The sequence below is a fragment of the Leifsonia sp. C5G2 genome (assembly GCF_013359685.1).
Lineage (GTDB): Bacteria > Actinomycetota > Actinomycetes > Actinomycetales > Microbacteriaceae > Leifsonia.
Window position 1 is genome coordinate 41,232 of record NZ_JABFMV010000019.1, and the last position, 14,232, is coordinate 55,463.

Here is a 14,232-nt window from a genome sequence, read left to right on the forward strand (position 1 = left end):
GCAGTGGCAGTGACACAGGAGCAGGCGGACTGGTTCGCCGGGGCGTTCTCGCAGCTGGTGGCGAACGTGGACAAGGCGATCCTGGGCAAGGAGCACAGCATCCGCCTGGTCATCACCGCGATGCTCTCCGGCGGGCACGTCCTGCTCGAGGATGTGCCGGGTACGGGCAAGACCGTGCTCGCCAAGGCGCTCGCCAACACCATCGAGGGCACCCAGTCGCGCATCCAGTTCACGCCCGACCTGCTGCCCTCCGACGTCACCGGCGTGACGATCTACGACCAGTCGAGCGGGCGGTTCGAGTTCCACCCCGGCCCGATCTTCGCCTCGGTGGTCCTTGCCGACGAGATCAACCGCGCCAGCCCGAAGACGCAGTCCGCCCTGCTCGAGGTCATGGAGGAGGGCGTGGTCACGGTCGACGGCGTCGGGCACCCGGTGGGCACGCCGTTCGTCGTCATCGCCACCCAGAACCCGGTGGAGCAGGCGGGCACCTACTCGCTGCCGGAGGCGCAGCTCGACCGCTTCCTGATCAAGACCTCGCTCGGCTACCCGGACCACGCGACCACCGTCGACCTGCTGCTCGATTCGTCCAACCGGTCGCGGGCGTCGACCGTGCGGCCGATCATCGCCTCCGACTCGGTGTCGACGCTCGCGCAGCTGGCGTCGGAGGTGCACACCGACGCGAGCGTCATGGGATACCTGAGCGAGATCGTCACGGCGACGCGCGACGACAGGGATTCGGCGCTCGGCGTGAGCATCCGCGGCGCACTGGCGCTCGCCCGCGCGGCCAAGACGTGGGCCATCGCCGCCGGGCGCACCTTCGTCACGCCGGACGACGTGCGCGACCTCGCCCAGCCGGTGCTCGCCCACCGCGTGATCGTGGACCCGGAGTCGGAGTTCGCGGGCGTGACGGCCACCGACATCGTGGAGCGGGCGGTCGCCTCGGCGAACCCGCCGGCCTACCGCGCGGCCTGAGCCCGCCCGCTACGTCCTCCCGCCGACCCGACCGACAGGATCCCCGATGACCACCGACAGCCCCGCTCGCGGACGGCGCAGGCGCGTGTCCGCCGGCGACCAGGCGCGCATCGCCGTCGGTCTCGTCGGCGGTGCCGTCGCGGGGGCGTCCCGACGCATCGGCGCGCGGGTCGCGCCCGCCGGCCGGGCCGTCCTCGCGCGCGTCGCTCCCGTCGTCCGCGTGGTGAGCACCCTGGGCTGGATCGTGCTGGCCTCGTCCGTCGTGTCGCTGGTGCTCGCCGTCTGGCTCGGCTGGGCGGAGTTCGCCTTCGTCGCCGCGACGCTGATCGCCGCGCTGGCGATCGCGGCCGGCTTCGTCTTCGGCCGCTCCACCTATCGGGTCGGGATCGAGCTCAACCCGCGGCGCGTCGTCGCCGGCGATCGGGCCCTCGGCCGCCTCACGGTCGCCAACAGCGGCTCTCGGCCGGTGCTCCCGACCCGGATGGAGCTCCCGGTCGGCGACGGCCAGGCCGACTTCACCATCCCGCGGCTCGCCCCCGGCGCCGAGACCGAGGAGCTCTTCGCGGTGCCGACCGCGCGGCGCGCCCTCATCCTCGCCGGGCCCGCGCTGTCGGTGCGCGGCGACCAGCTCGGCCTGCTCCGCCGCACCCACCGCTGGACCGACCAGATCGAGCTGTTCGTGCACCCCAAGACGGCGCGGCTCGCCGCCACGGCGCGTGGCCTCGTGCGCGACCTCGAGGGCCAGACCACCAAGGTCATCACCGACAGCGACCTGGCGTTCCACGCGCTCCGCACCTACGAGCCGGGAGACGACATCCGGAACGTGCACTGGCGCACGTCGGCACGCACCGGGCAGCTGATGGTCCGGCAGTACCAGGAGACCCGGCGCTCGCAGCTGCTGCTCGCGTTCGACGCGGAGCGCTCGCACTTCGCCTCCGACGAGGAGTTCGAGCTCGGCGTGTCCGTCCTGGCGTCGGTCGGCTGCCAGGTGATCCGCGAGGAGACCGAGATCCGCGCGCTCTGGCAGGGCGGCCCGATGCGCGTCACCACTCCGACGGCCCTGCTCGACGACTCCTGCCGCATCCAGCCGGTGGAGGGCGCGAACCCGACCCTGCGCGAGTTCCTGCGGCAGGCGACCCTCCGGATCGCAGCGCCCAGCCTCGCCGTCACGGTCGTCGGCTCGCAGGTCGACCCGGCCGAGCTGCGCGGAGCGGCGGCGCTCTGGGGCCTCGACACCGAGACCATCGTCATCCGCGTGGACGAGGCGGCCGAGCCGCGGCTGACCCGCCTCGGCCGGTCCATGCTCCTGACCGTGTCCGCTCTGCCGGAGCTGCCGGCCCTGCTGAAGCGGGCGGGGCGATGACCGCCGCGACGGGGGCGACCGGGGGGACCGGCCGCCGCGCCGCCGCCACCGCCGCGCCGCTGTTCGACCGGCTGAGCGCCACCACGTGGGTCGACGTCGCCGTGCTGACCGCCCTGAGCCTCGTCGCCGTCGCCGGGTTCGAACCGGCGTTCGGCCACTACGCCTTCGCCGCGGCGGCCGTCGGCGGCATCGTCGTCGGCGGGGGAGTCGCCCTGCTCGGCAGGCTGTTCCGGCTCTCCTGGCCGCTCACGGTCGTCCTCGCCCTCGCCGCCTACTTCCTGCTCGGGACGCCGCTCGCGCTCCCCGGGCAGGCGCTCTACGGGGTGCTCCCCACGCTCGACAGCCTCTCCGGACTCGTGCTGGGGGCGGTGTTCGGCTGGTCGGATGCCGTGACCCTGCAGGCTCCGCTGGAGGCGCCCCCGTACGTCGCCGTCGTCCCCTACGTCGCGGGCTGGCTGGTCTCGCTCGTCTCGGTGACGCTCGCGGTCCGGTGGCTGCCGTGGCTGCGGCGCCGCTCCGCCGGCCGGGCCGCCGTGCTGCTGGCGGGGCCCGCGGCACTGCTGCTCGCGGCGATCCTGCTCGGCACGCGCGATCCGTTCTTCGCGGGCGTTCGCGGTGTGCTGTTCGCGGGCGTCGCGCTCGTCTGGCTCTCCTGGCGCCGGGGACGGTTCGCCCGCGATCGCGTGGAGACCGACGCCGGCGTGCGGCGGAGGCGACTGCTGGGAGGCGCGGCCGTCGTCCTCGGCGCGGTCGTCGTCGGCGCGCTGGCCGGCTCGCTGCTCGCGCCGCCCGCCGCCTCCCGCTTCGTCGTGCGCGACGAGATCACGCCGCCGTTCGATCCGCTCGACTATCCGAGCCCGCTCGCCGGGTTCCGCAAGTATACGAAGGACCTGCAGAAGACCAAGCTCTTCGCCGTCACCGGCCTCAAGCAGGGCCAGGTCGTCCGGCTGGCCACGATGGACAGCTACGACGGCATCGTCTGGTCGGTCGCGGCACCGGGCACGGACACGGACGCCTCCGGCGCGTTCGAGCTCCTCGGCAGCACCATCCCGCGGCCTCCGCTGTTCACCGCTGGTGGGACCTCGACCGCGTCGATCGACGTCCTCGGCTACTCGGACGTGTGGCTGCCCACCCTCGGCTACACCAGCACGCTGACCTTCGACTCCTTCCACGGCCAGGACCCCCGGAGCACGGTCCGGGTCAACACCGCCACGGGAACCGCGGCCGTCACCAGCGGTGTGCGCGACGGCCTGTCGTACACGGTCGGCGCGACGGCGCAGAAGGTGCCGAACGACCGCTCGCTCGCGAAGGTCCCTCCGGCGAAGCTCACGCTCCCGCCGGTCACGAACGTCCCGGATGTCGTGTCGGCGAAGGCGGAGGAGTACGCCGGGTCGGCGGACACCGCCATCCAGAAGCTGAGGAACATCGAGCGCTCGCTGAAGTCCCTCGGCTATCTGAGCCACGGGCGGGCGTCCGATCCCGTGCCCTCCCGAGCCGGCCAGGGAGCCGACCGGATGACCGACCTGCTGTCCAAGTCGCCGATGGTCGGCGACCAGGAGCAGTACGCCAGCGCCTTCGCCCTGATGGCCCGCCGCCTCGGCTACCCGACCCGGGTCGTGATGGGCTTCGCCCCGAAGGTCACCGGCAGCACGACGACGGTCACCGGCGACGACGTGACCGCGTGGGACGAGGTCGCCTTCGAGGGCGTCGGCTGGGTGCCGTTCTTCCCGACGCCCACGAAGACCGACGCGCCGAAGAACCAGACCACCAAGCCGAAGCTGGAGCCCCAGCCCCAGGTGCGCCAGCCGCCGCCCGCCGATCCGCGCGCGGACGACCTGCTCACCCCGGTCAAGACCAAGGACAACGACCCGAAGGACAAGACCGCGGCCTTCCAGCTGCCGGCGTGGGCGTGGGTCGTGCTCGGTGTGGTCGGCATCCCGCTCATCGCCTACTTCGTGCCCCTGCTCCTGATCGGCGCCCTGAAACGGCGGCGGCGGAAGAGGCGCGAGACGACCGGCCCTCCGGACCGCCGGGCGGCCGGGGCGTGGGATGAGCTCACGGACGGGTACGCCGAGCTGGGCCTGGCGCCGCCGGACCGGGCGACCCGGCTGCAGACGGCGTCCGCCCTGGCGCAGCAGTCGGCGGCTCAGAACCTGCCGGCCCCAGGGGACACCCTCCATGACCTCGCCCGGCATGTCGACGCGGCCGTCTTCGACGGGAGCGTGGTCACCGAGGAGCGGATCGCCCACGCCTGGAGCACCGCCGACGAGACCCTCGCCGAGGCGACGAAGGCCGCGGGCCCGCTCCGTGCCCGGCTGGCGGCGTTCCGCTACCGGCGCGCCCGCCGGTAGCGGCGTCCCGTCACCCGCGTCCGTATAGTGGGCGGCATGGACGACAGCGGATTCATCGTCCCGCCGCCCGGACTCATCCCCTCCCGGCCGCCGGCGGACGCCGGCTCGGGGGAGCACGCGCCCGCGCCGGTGCGTCCCCTTCCCACGTTCACGCCGCCCGCAGGGCCGGCGGGTCCCGCCGCACCGTACCGGCCGGTCTGGCGACTGCTGCTCCCCGGCGGGCGCGGCGTCCCGGTCACCCGGCCGGTGCTGCTGGGCCGGAATCCGTCCCCGTCCACCCACACCGCCGATGCGGACGCGATCGCGCTGGAAGACCCGACCTCGACGGTGTCCAAGACCCACGCCGTGCTGATCCCGGATGGCGACGCGCTGCGGGTGACCGACCTGTACTCCACCAACGGTGTCGTGATCGGCGGCGAGCGGGTGCAGCCGGGCGTGGAGACCGAGGTCCCTGCCGGCTCCGAACTCCGGCTGGGCGACCTGCGCGTCCACGTCGAGCTCTCCTGACGCGGGGCCGCCGGGCCCGGGTGATACCCTTTCCTTCGTGTACGCGGGTCTTCTTCTCCTTAGCCGCCGCGGCGAGTCCTAGTCTCAGGCCACCCTCGCCGCGGAGTCCGTCGACGGCTGATCCGTTCACACGCTAAGGAGTTCGTAAGAGAATGAGCACCCCGATTTCCCAGAATCCGGCCGGTCCGCTGACCCTCGCCGAGAAGGTCTGGAACGACCACCTGGTCGCCAAGGGCGAGGACGGCTCGCCCGACCTCATCTACATCGACCTGCACCTGGTGCACGAGGTGACCAGCCCCCAGGCCTTCGACGGCCTGCGCATGGCCGGCCGTCCGGTCCGCCGACCCGATCTGACGATCGCGACGGAGGACCACAACACGCCGACGATCGGCATCGACAAGCCGATCGCCGATCTGACCAGCCGCACGCAGATCGAGACGCTCCGGCGGAACGCGGAGGAGTTCGGCATCCGCCTGCACTCCCTCGGCGACGTCGAGCAGGGCATCGTCCACGTCGTCGGCCCGCAGCTCGGCCTCACCATGCCGGGCATCACCGTCGTCTGCGGCGACTCGCACACCTCCACGCACGGCGCCTTCGGCGCGATGGCGTTCGGCATCGGCACCAGCGAGGTGGAGCACGTGCTCGCCACCCAGACGCTGCCGCTCAAGCCGTTCAAGACGATGGCGATCACCGTCGAGGGCGAGCTGCGGCCCGGCGTGACCGCGAAGGACATCATCCTCGCCGTGATCGCCAAGATCGGCACGGGCGGCGGGCAGGGCTACGTCCTCGAGTACCGCGGCAGCGCCATCCGCTCGCTCTCCATGGAGGGCCGGATGACGATCTGCAACATGTCGATCGAGGCGGGCGCCCGCGCCGGCATGGTCGCACCGGACGAGACCACCTTCGCCTACCTGAAGGGCCGCCCGCACGCGCCGGAGGGCGCCGACTGGGATGAGGCCGTCGCCTACTGGAAGACCCTCCAGACCGACGACGACGCGGTGTTCGACGCCGAGGTGTACCTCGACGCGGCCGACATCGAGCCGTTCGTCACCTGGGGCACCAACCCGGGCCAGGGCGTCTCGCTGAGCCAGCCCGTTCCCGACCCCGCCGCCATCGCCGACCCCAACCAGCGGGCCGCCGCAGAGCGGGCGCTGGAGTACATGGACCTCGCGCCGGGCACTCCGATGAAGAGCATCCCTGTAGACGCCGTGTTCATGGGGTCGTGCACGAACAGCCGCATCGAGGACCTCCGCGCCTTCGCCTCCATCATCAAGGGGCGCAAGAAGGCGGACGGCGTCCGCGTCATGGTCGTCCCCGGCTCGGCGCGCGTGCGCATCGAGGCCGAGGCGGAGGGCATCGACAAGATCGTCGAGGAGTTCGGCGCCGAGTGGCGCTTCGCCGGCTGCTCGATGTGCCTCGGAATGAACCCGGACCAGCTGGCGCCGGGGGAGCGCTGCGCCTCCACCTCGAACCGCAACTTCGAGGGACGCCAGGGCAAGGGCGGCCGGACGCACCTGGTCTCTCCACTCGTGGCGGCCGCGACCGCGATCCGCGGAACGCTGTCCAGCCCGTGGGACCTGGAGCACGAAGGCGACGACACGCCGCGCGATGGCGGCACGGACACCCGGATCGGGGAGAAGGTGGGCGCCTGATGGAGAAGTTCGAGACCGTGACGGGGACGGCCGTGCCGTTCCGCCGCTCCAACGTGGACACCGACCAGATCATCCCGGCGGTGTTCCTCAAGCGCGTCACCAAGACGGGCTTCGACGACGCGCTGTTCCACGCGTGGCGCCAGGACCCCGACTTCATCCTCAACCGTCCCGAGTACCAGGGGGCGACCGTGCTGGTCGCGGGCCCCGATTTCGGCACGGGTTCGTCACGCGAACATGCCGTCTGGGCGCTCCGCGACTACGGTTTCCGGGTGGTGCTGAGCCCCCGGTTCGCCGACATCTTCCGAGGGAACTCGGGCAAGCAGGGGCTGCTGACGGGCGTCGTCTCCGAGGAGGACGCCGAGCGGCTCTGGGAGGCGATCGAGGCGCAGCCGGGAATAGCGGCGACCGTCGATCTGGTTGCCAAGACTGCGACCGTCGGTGAGGTCCAGGTGTCTTTCGACATCGACGACTACACTCGCTGGCGTTTGCTCGAAGGGCTGGACGACATCGCCCTGACCCTGCGCGATGAGGCGCGCATCTCAGAATACGAATCGGGCCGCGCGAGCTGGCGGCCCACGACCCTCCCGGTGAAACTTTGAACTCACTTCTTCAGGACGCACAGGCAGCAGGAGCCCGCGTGGGCCTCAAGGGCGACCGCATCACGATCAACGGCGGCCGCCCGCTCCAGGGCCGCATCGAGGTCCGCGGCGCCAAGAACTTCGTCACCAAGGCCATGGTCGCGGCCATCCTCGGTGAGAGCCCGAGCGTCCTCCGGAACGTGCCGGACATCTCCGACGTCCGCGTGGTGCGCGGGCTCCTGGAGGTGCACGGCGTCAAGGTGACCGACGGCGCGGAGGAAGGCGAGCTGCTCCTCGACCCGAGCGCGGTCGAGTCGGCCCACATGGCCGACATCGACGCGCATGCGGGCTCGAGCCGCATCCCGATCCTGTTCTGCGGGCCGCTGCTGCACCGGCTGGGCGAGGCCTTCATCCCCGACCTCGGCGGCTGCCGCATCGGCGACCGCCCGATCGACTACCACCTCGAGGTGCTGCGCAAGTTCGGCGCCGTCGTCGACAAGCTGCCGAGCGGCATCCGCATCACGGCCCCGAGCCGCCTCAAGGGCGCCAAGCTGGAGCTGCCGTACCCGAGCGTCGGAGCCACCGAGCAGGTGCTCCTCACCGCCGTGCGAGCCGAGGGCATCACCGAGCTCAAGGGTGCGGCCATCGAGCCGGAGATCATGGATCTCATCAACGTGCTCCAGAAGATGGGCGCGATCATCTCGGTCGACACCGACCGCGTGATCCGCATCGAGGGTGTCGACAAGCTGGTCGGCTACAGCCACACCGCGCTGTTCGACCGCAACGAGGCCGCGAGCTGGGCCGCTGCCGCGCTCGCGACCGGCGGCGACATCTACGTCGGCGGCGCACGCCAGCCCGAGATGCTGACCTTCCTCAACGTCTTCCGCAAGGTCGGCGGCGCGTTCGAGATCCACGACGACGGCATCCGGTTCTACCACCCGGGCGGCCCCCTCAAGCCGGTCATCATCGAGACCGACGTGCACCCCGGCTTCATGACCGACTGGCAGCAGCCGCTCGTCGTCGCCCTCGCCAAGGCCGAGGGAGTGTCGATCGTGCATGAGACGGTCTACGAGCAGCGTTTCGGCTTCACGGAGGCGCTCAACGACATGGGCGCGAAGATCCAGGTGCACAAGGAGTGCCTCGGCGGCCACCCGTGCCGCTTCGGCCAGCGCAACTTCAACCATTCGGCGGTCATCATGGGCCCGACCGAGCTGAAGGGCGCCGACATCGAGGTCCCGGACCTGCGCGGCGGCTTCAGCCACCTCATCGCGGCGCTGACCGCCGAGGGCCGTTCGACCGTGAGCAACGTGGGCATCATCAGCCGCGGCTACGAGAACTTCATCACCAAGCTGCAGCTGCTCGGTGCCGACTTCGTCCTCGAGAGCTGAACCCGACTTATCCACAGATCCACCGGTGTCTCACCCGTGATACAGTCCCTTCATGGAGACTGTCAGCGTGAGAGATCTACGCAACCACGGCGGCGACATCCTCGACAGGGTGGCCCGCGGAGAACACCTGACCATCACGCGTGATGGGGCGGCGGTGGCCGAGCTGTCGCCACTGTCGCCCCCCGGGCGCGCCCTGTCCGTGCTGCTCGAGGCGCGGCGTGCGATCCCGGCCGTCGACCCGCACGCGCTGCGCGCCGACATCGACGAGATCGTCGACCCGTCATGGTGATGCGGCCCGGCCTGCTCGACACGTCGACGCTGATCCTGCTGGGCCGGGTCGCCGATCCGGCCCAGCTGCCCGACATCCCGTCGATCAGCGCGGTCACCATGGCTGAATTGACGGTCGGCCCTCTGGTCGCGCGCTCGGCCGAGGAGCAGGCGGCGCGTCAGGCGCACCTCCAGCTGGCCGAGGCCGACTTCGACCCGATCCCGTTCGATTCGGCGGCCGCCCGCGCCTTCGGCCGGGTCGCCCAGTCGCTGCGCGAGGCGGGGCGGAAGCCGTCTGCGCGCGCGTTCGACGCCCTCATCGCGGCGACGGCGATCTCACGCGACCTCCCGCTGTACACGTGCAACCCGTCCGACTTCGACGGCATCCCCGGGCTCGACCTGCGGCCGGTCTCCGTGGTCGGCCGGTCGGCGTGACCCCGCGCGTATGCGCCGTGCACCATCCCGGGTCGCGGATAATGGGACGGTGCCCGATTCGACCTCGCCCGTGAAGAAGCAGCGATCCGAGAAGAGCCGTCCGTCGGTGTTCTGGGTGCTGGCGGCCCTCGTGATCCCGATCGGGTCCCTGCTCGCCCGGTTCCGGGTGGTGGACGCCGGCAAGCTCCCGCGCACCGGCGCCTTCATCCTGACGCCCAACCACTACAGCGAGATCGACCCCGTCATGATGGGGATGGTCTCCTGGAAGCTCGGCCGGCTGCCACGGTTCCTCGCCAAGGAGAGCCTGTTCTCTGTCCCGGTCCTCGGCTGGTTCCTTCGCCGGTCCGGTCAGGTGCCCGTCTCCCGCGGCGGCAGCGCCCGCGGAGCAGCGCCCCTCGACGCGGCGCGCAAGATCGCAGAAGAGGGCCGCATCGTCATCATCTACCCGGAGGGCTCGCTGACCCGCGACCCCGACATGTGGCCGATGCGCGGCAAGACCGGCGCCGCCCGCATGGCCCTGGAGAACGGGCTCCCCGTCATCCCGATCGCCCACTGGGGCACGCAGCAGGTCATGGCCCGCTACTCCAAGAAGATCAGCTGGTTCCCGCGGAAGACCATCGACGTGAAGGTCGGCGACCCGGTCGACCTGTCGGCGTTCCGGGACCGCCCGCTCGACAACGCGACCCTCACGGAGGCGACGGCGGTGATCATGGACGCGATCACGCGCCTGCTCGAGGACCTGCGCGGCGAGAAGGCCCCCGCCGAGCGGTGGGACCCGACGCAGCACAACCAGAAGGAGACCGGACGCTTCGATGGCTAAGGCAGTGAAGGCTCCCGTCCCGCGTCCCCGCCGGATCGCCGTGCTCGGCGCGGGCAGCTGGGGCACGACGTTCGCGAAGATCCTCGCCGACGGCGGCTCCGACGTCGTCCTGTGGGCGCGGCGCCCGGAGCTGGCGCGCGAGATCAACGAGGTCAAGCGCAACAGCGACTACCTGGAGGGCATCAACCTCCCGCGCAACCTGCGCGCGACCTCCCGGCTCGGTGAGGCGATGCGGGACGCGGAGCAGGTGTTCGTGTCGATCCCGAGCCAGACCCTCCGCTCGAACCTGGAGGCGATGATCCCGTTCCTCGGGCCGGAGACGATCGTCGTCAGCCTCATGAAGGGCGTCGAGAAGGGCACCGGCCTGCGGATGAGCGAGGTGATCGCCCAGGGCCTCCCGATCGAGCAGGAGCGCATCGCCGTCGCCTCCGGGCCCAACCTCGCGCTCGAGATCGCCCGGGAGCAGCCGACCGCCGCCGTCGTCTCGTCGGCGAGCCTGGAGACCGCACAGGCGGTCGCGATCTCGGCGACGAACCGCTACTTCCGGAGCTTCGTCAACACCGACGTCATCGGCACCGAGTTCGGCGGCGTCCTGAAGAACCTCATCGCCGTCGCGATCGGCATCGTCGACGGCGTCGGCTACGGCGAGAACACGAAGGCCTCGATCATCACTCGCGGGCTGGTCGAGATGACCGACTTCGCGGTGGCGTACGGCGCGCAGGCCGAGACGCTGTCCGGGCTGGCCGGGCTCGGCGACCTCATCGCCACCTGCGAGTCCTCGCTCAGCCGCAACAACACCGCCGGGCGCCTGCTCGGCCAGGGCTACGGCTTCCACGACGTGGTGAAGCAGATGAACCAGACGGCGGAGGGTCTCGCCTCCGTCGCGCCCATCCTGAGCCTCGCCGAGGCACGTGGGGTGGACATGCCGATCGTCCGTCAGGTGAGCCAGGTGCTCGCCGGTACGCTCGATCCGAAAGACATCGCTCCGCATCTCACGACGGATTCGGACGAGCCGCAGGGCGAAAGGACAACGGATGACGGACAAGGTCACGGTCGCACTTCTGTTTGGGGGTCGCTCAAGCGAGCATTCGATCAGCTGCGCGACGGCGGCCGGCGTCCTTGAGGCGATCGACCGCGACCGGTACGACGTCATCCCGATCGGGATCGCGCACGACGGCGCGTTCACACTGCAGCCGGACGACGCGGCACGCTTCGCGCTGGACGCCGAGCACCTCCCGGAGGTCGAGGACAACGGCACGCGCGTGCTGTGGCCGGACAGCGTCGCCACGCGCGAGCTGACCGTCGTGGACGCCGACGGCGGCCGCCGGTCGCTCGGCGAGGTCGACATCGTGTTCCCGATCCTGCACGGCCCCTGGGGCGAGGACGGCACCCTGCAGGGCCTGCTCGAGCTCGTCGGCCTCCCGTACGTCGGAAGCGGCGTGCTGGCGAGCGCGCTCGGCATGGACAAGCACTTCACGAAGACCGTGCTGCAGCAGGCGGGCATCCCGGTCGCGCCGTGGCGCACGGTGACGGCGTACGAGTGGCGGCAGGATGCGGACGCGGTCCGCACCGCCGCCGCCGACCTCGGGCTCCCCGCCTTCGTGAAGCCCGCCCGGGCCGGATCGAGCGTCGGCGTCACCAAGGTGAAGGACTGGTCGGAGCTCGGCGCCGCGATGGAGACCGCCTTGGCAGAGGACGACCGCGTGCTCATCGAGTCGATGGTGACCGGCCGCGAGGTCGAGATCGCCGTGCTCGGCGGCCGGCCGGGCGAGCCCGCTCGGGCGTCCGTCGCGGGGGAGATCGTGGTCAGCGGCCGCGACTTCTACGACTTCGCGGCGAAGTACCTCGACGCGCCGGGCATCGACCTGGTCTGCCCGGCCGACCTCTCCGAGGCGCAGCTGGCCGAGATGGCCGACCTGGCGATCCGCGGCTTCGACGCGATCGGGGGCGAGGGTCTCGCCAGGGTCGACTTCTTCCTGACCGACCACGGGTTCGTCATCAACGAGATCAACACGATGCCCGGCTTCACGCCGATCTCGATGTTCCCGCGCTGCTGGCAGGAGAGCGGCCTCCCGTATCCCGCGCTGATCGACGAGCTCATCCAGGTCGCCCTGGCGCGCGCCGCCGCCTGACTCGCGCTGAGTGGTGACATCTTGTCGCCACCCGTGGCCGAGTGGCGACAAGATGTCACCACTGGGCGGTCAGGGGCTCGGCGGTCAGGGGCTCGGCGTCGGAGTGGGTGCGGCCGTCGGGTCGGTGTCGAGCGTCGAGAGGCACTTCTGCGTCTGCTTCACGGTCGACACCGCGCTGGCGAACTCCGGCAGCACCGAGGAGTCGGAGACCCCGGAGACGTGGTCGATGATGACCTCGGTCGCCGGCGTCCGACCGAAGGTCTGGTAGACGATCGTCTTGGCCGCCGGGTCGGTCATCAGCACCCAGTCGACCCCGTTCACGTTGACGCACGGTTTCGTTGTCGGGCCGATCGGCGGCACCCCGCAGCGCAGGATGACCACGGCCGGGTCGCCCCACGCGCCCGTCGCCTGCGCGTCCGTCTCCCGCTTCGCCTTGTCGGCGACCGAGTCGGGCAGGCGCACGCTGATCTCGGCGCAGCCGGGGGCGTTGGCGTTCGCGGCCGGGTCGAGGGACACGGTCGGGGCGCACCCCGCGAGCAGGACGGCGGCGGAGGCGAGCAGGACGACCGGGAGGGCGCGACGGGACTTCATCGGATTCAGGCTACCGTTTCAGTACATGGGAATCTCTGGGAGCGACGGGTCCGGCCTCACCATCGGCGAGGCGTCGGAGCGGGAGGCGCTGCGGCGCATCTTCCCCCGGCTCCCGGAGTCGCGCGCGACCCTGGTCGGCCCCGGGGACGATGCCGCGGTCCTGGCGGCGCCCGACGGCCGGTTCGTGGTGACGACGGACATGATGGTGCACGGCCCGGACTTCCGGCTCGCCTGGTCGGGCCCGGAGGACCTCGGCTGGAAGGCCGCGGTGACGAACCTCTCCGACGTGGCCGCCATGGGCGCCGTCCCGACGGCGCTCGTGGTGGCGATCGCCGCGCCGCCCGAGACGCCGGTGGCGTGGCTGGAGGCGGTCGCCGACGGCTTCCGGCTGGCCTGCGAGGCCCTGCAGCCGGGCTGCGGCGTCGTCGGCGGCGACCTGTCCGTGTCGGCCACGCTGACCTTCGCCGTGACGGCGTTCGGCGATCTGGAGGGCCGCGCGCCCGTGCTGCGCAGCGGCGCGCGCCCGGGCGATGTCGTGGCGGTGTCCGGGCCGCTCGGGGCCGCGGCGGCCGGGCTCGGCCTGCTGTTCGGCCGGGCGGTGGATGCGGCGGGCGAGCCGGACGCGGAACGCTTCGCCGCCGTCGTCGCCGAGCATCCGGAACTCGTCCGCGCACAGCTGCGCCCGCGTCCCCCGATCGCCGACGGCCCGCTCGCCGCAGAGGCGGGCGCCACGGCCATGCTCGACCTCAGCGACGGTCTGGCCCTCGACGCCCGCCGGGTCGCCGAGGCGAGCGGCGTCGCCATCGACCTCGACACATCCACTCTCGGCCCGGACCTGCGCACAGCGCTGACCGGGGGAGAGGACCACGGCCTGCTCGCCGCGTTCCCGCCGGGCACTGCCCTGCCCGGCGGCTTCCGCCGAGTCGGCGAGGTCCGCGAAGGCGACGGCCTCCTCCTCATCGACGGCCGCCCCTTCACGGACCGCGGCGGCTGGGACCCCTACCAGGACTGGTCCGGCCGCGCCGGCTGACCCCCGCCATCGAGTCCTCGAAGACTCCACGCCCGCACGGCGTGTCGCCTGCACTCTTCGAGGACTCGGTGGCGGGGCGGGGCGGGGCGGGAAAGCGGGTCAGGAGGGGGAGAGCCAGTAGATGGCGGTTTCGCCGTAGGGCTTGT

14 protein-coding genes are annotated in these 14,232 nt (G+C 71.8%); 13 read left to right on the forward strand and 1 reads right to left on the reverse strand.

Annotation, left to right across the window (positions count from 1 at the left end; translation table 11 throughout):
* The first annotated feature begins 9 nt into the window (after window positions 1–9).
* The 12 genes from HNO83_RS18575 (at window position 10) to HNO83_RS18630 (ending at window position 12,465) form a co-directional block, all read left to right on the forward strand.
* Entirely contained in the window at window positions 10–972 is a 963-nt protein-coding gene (locus HNO83_RS18575) for an AAA family ATPase (RefSeq protein ID WP_175339034.1), read from the forward strand.
* A gap of 46 nt (window positions 973–1,018) precedes the next feature.
* Window positions 1,019–2,335 (forward strand): DUF58 domain-containing protein, encoded by a 1,317-nt coding sequence (locus tag HNO83_RS18580; protein ID WP_175339018.1) that lies wholly within the window; start codon window positions 1,019–1,021, stop codon window positions 2,333–2,335.
* Window positions 2,332–4,686, forward strand: coding sequence for a transglutaminase-like domain-containing protein (locus HNO83_RS18585; RefSeq protein WP_175339019.1), 2,355 nt, complete (start codon window positions 2,332–2,334; stop codon window positions 4,684–4,686). Before HNO83_RS18580 ends, HNO83_RS18585 begins: the two co-directional genes overlap by 4 nt.
* Before the next feature lie 36 nt (window positions 4,687–4,722).
* Window positions 4,723–5,193, forward strand: a complete 471-nt coding sequence (locus HNO83_RS18590; RefSeq protein WP_175339020.1) for an FHA domain-containing protein — start codon at window positions 4,723–4,725, stop codon at window positions 5,191–5,193.
* A gap of 152 nt (window positions 5,194–5,345) precedes the next feature.
* Window positions 5,346–6,845: a 3-isopropylmalate dehydratase large subunit gene (gene leuC, locus HNO83_RS18595; protein ID WP_175339021.1), complete on the forward strand. Its 1,500-nt coding sequence runs from the start codon at window positions 5,346–5,348 to the stop codon at window positions 6,843–6,845.
* Entirely contained in the window at window positions 6,845–7,444 is a 600-nt protein-coding gene (leuD, locus tag HNO83_RS18600; protein WP_175339022.1) for a 3-isopropylmalate dehydratase small subunit, read from the forward strand. The genes leuC and leuD overlap by 1 nt, the downstream gene beginning before the upstream one ends.
* 38 nt (window positions 7,445–7,482) lie before the next feature.
* Window positions 7,483–8,811 carry a UDP-N-acetylglucosamine 1-carboxyvinyltransferase gene (gene murA, locus HNO83_RS18605; RefSeq protein ID WP_349627300.1) on the forward strand — a complete coding sequence of 443 codons (1,329 nt, stop codon included), beginning with the start codon at window positions 7,483–7,485 and terminating at the stop codon, window positions 8,809–8,811.
* A 52-nt stretch (window positions 8,812–8,863) separates the two neighbouring features.
* Window positions 8,864–9,100, forward strand: coding sequence for a type II toxin-antitoxin system Phd/YefM family antitoxin (locus HNO83_RS18610; RefSeq protein WP_175339024.1), 237 nt, complete (start codon window positions 8,864–8,866; stop codon window positions 9,098–9,100).
* Window positions 9,094–9,513 (forward strand): type II toxin-antitoxin system VapC family toxin, encoded by a 420-nt coding sequence (locus tag HNO83_RS18615; RefSeq protein ID WP_175339025.1) that lies wholly within the window; start codon window positions 9,094–9,096, stop codon window positions 9,511–9,513. The genes HNO83_RS18610 and HNO83_RS18615 overlap by 7 nt, the downstream gene beginning before the upstream one ends.
* Before the next feature lie 10 nt (window positions 9,514–9,523).
* Window positions 9,524–10,333 (forward strand): lysophospholipid acyltransferase family protein, encoded by an 810-nt coding sequence (locus tag HNO83_RS18620; protein WP_217499234.1) that lies wholly within the window; start codon window positions 9,524–9,526, stop codon window positions 10,331–10,333.
* Window positions 10,326–11,456 (forward strand): NAD(P)H-dependent glycerol-3-phosphate dehydrogenase, encoded by a 1,131-nt coding sequence (locus HNO83_RS18625; protein ID WP_175339026.1) that lies wholly within the window; start codon window positions 10,326–10,328, stop codon window positions 11,454–11,456. The genes HNO83_RS18620 and HNO83_RS18625 overlap by 8 nt, the downstream gene beginning before the upstream one ends.
* Window positions 11,368–12,465 (forward strand): D-alanine--D-alanine ligase family protein, encoded by a 1,098-nt coding sequence (locus tag HNO83_RS18630; protein ID WP_175339027.1) that lies wholly within the window; start codon window positions 11,368–11,370, stop codon window positions 12,463–12,465. The genes HNO83_RS18625 and HNO83_RS18630 overlap by 89 nt, the downstream gene beginning before the upstream one ends.
* An 84-nt stretch (window positions 12,466–12,549) precedes the next feature.
* Here HNO83_RS18630 and HNO83_RS18635 read toward each other — a convergent pair whose 3' ends face one another.
* Window positions 12,550–13,056, reverse strand: a complete 507-nt coding sequence (locus HNO83_RS18635) for a DUF3515 family protein (RefSeq protein WP_175339028.1) — start codon at window positions 13,054–13,056, stop codon at window positions 12,550–12,552.
* 25 nt (window positions 13,057–13,081) lie between these two features.
* Here HNO83_RS18635 and HNO83_RS18640 point away from each other — a divergent pair, with 25 nt between their 5' ends.
* Window positions 13,082–14,086, forward strand: coding sequence for a thiamine-phosphate kinase (locus HNO83_RS18640; protein ID WP_175339029.1), 1,005 nt, complete (start codon window positions 13,082–13,084; stop codon window positions 14,084–14,086).
* Window positions 14,087–14,232 lie beyond the last annotated feature (146 nt).

What these genes read in the sequence shown, in the direction of transcription:
- HNO83_RS18620 (WP_217499234.1), top strand. Translation starts at nt 9,524, where the DNA reads ATGCGCCGTGCACCATCCCGGGTCGCGGATAATGGGACGGTGCCCGAT.
- HNO83_RS18610 (WP_175339024.1), top strand. Translation starts at nt 8,864, where the DNA reads ATGGAGACTGTCAGCGTGAGAGATCTACGCAACCACGGCGGCGACATC.
- leuD (WP_175339022.1), top strand. Translation starts at nt 6,845, where the DNA reads ATGGAGAAGTTCGAGACCGTGACGGGGACGGCCGTGCCGTTCCGCCGC.
- HNO83_RS18590 (WP_175339020.1), top strand. Translation starts at nt 4,723, where the DNA reads ATGGACGACAGCGGATTCATCGTCCCGCCGCCCGGACTCATCCCCTCC.
- HNO83_RS18585 (WP_175339019.1), top strand. Translation starts at nt 2,332, where the DNA reads ATGACCGCCGCGACGGGGGCGACCGGGGGGACCGGCCGCCGCGCCGCC.
- HNO83_RS18615 (WP_175339025.1), top strand. Translation starts at nt 9,094, where the DNA reads ATGGTGATGCGGCCCGGCCTGCTCGACACGTCGACGCTGATCCTGCTG.
- HNO83_RS18625 (WP_175339026.1), top strand. Translation starts at nt 10,326, where the DNA reads ATGGCTAAGGCAGTGAAGGCTCCCGTCCCGCGTCCCCGCCGGATCGCC.
- HNO83_RS18640 (WP_175339029.1), top strand. Translation starts at nt 13,082, where the DNA reads ATGGGAATCTCTGGGAGCGACGGGTCCGGCCTCACCATCGGCGAGGCG.
- leuC (WP_175339021.1), top strand. Translation starts at nt 5,346, where the DNA reads ATGAGCACCCCGATTTCCCAGAATCCGGCCGGTCCGCTGACCCTCGCC.
- HNO83_RS18635 (WP_175339028.1), bottom strand. Translation starts at nt 13,056, where the DNA reads ATGAAGTCCCGTCGCGCCCTCCCGGTCGTCCTGCTCGCCTCCGCCGCC.
- HNO83_RS18630 (WP_175339027.1), top strand. Translation starts at nt 11,368, where the DNA reads ATGACGGACAAGGTCACGGTCGCACTTCTGTTTGGGGGTCGCTCAAGC.
- HNO83_RS18580 (WP_175339018.1), top strand. Translation starts at nt 1,019, where the DNA reads ATGACCACCGACAGCCCCGCTCGCGGACGGCGCAGGCGCGTGTCCGCC.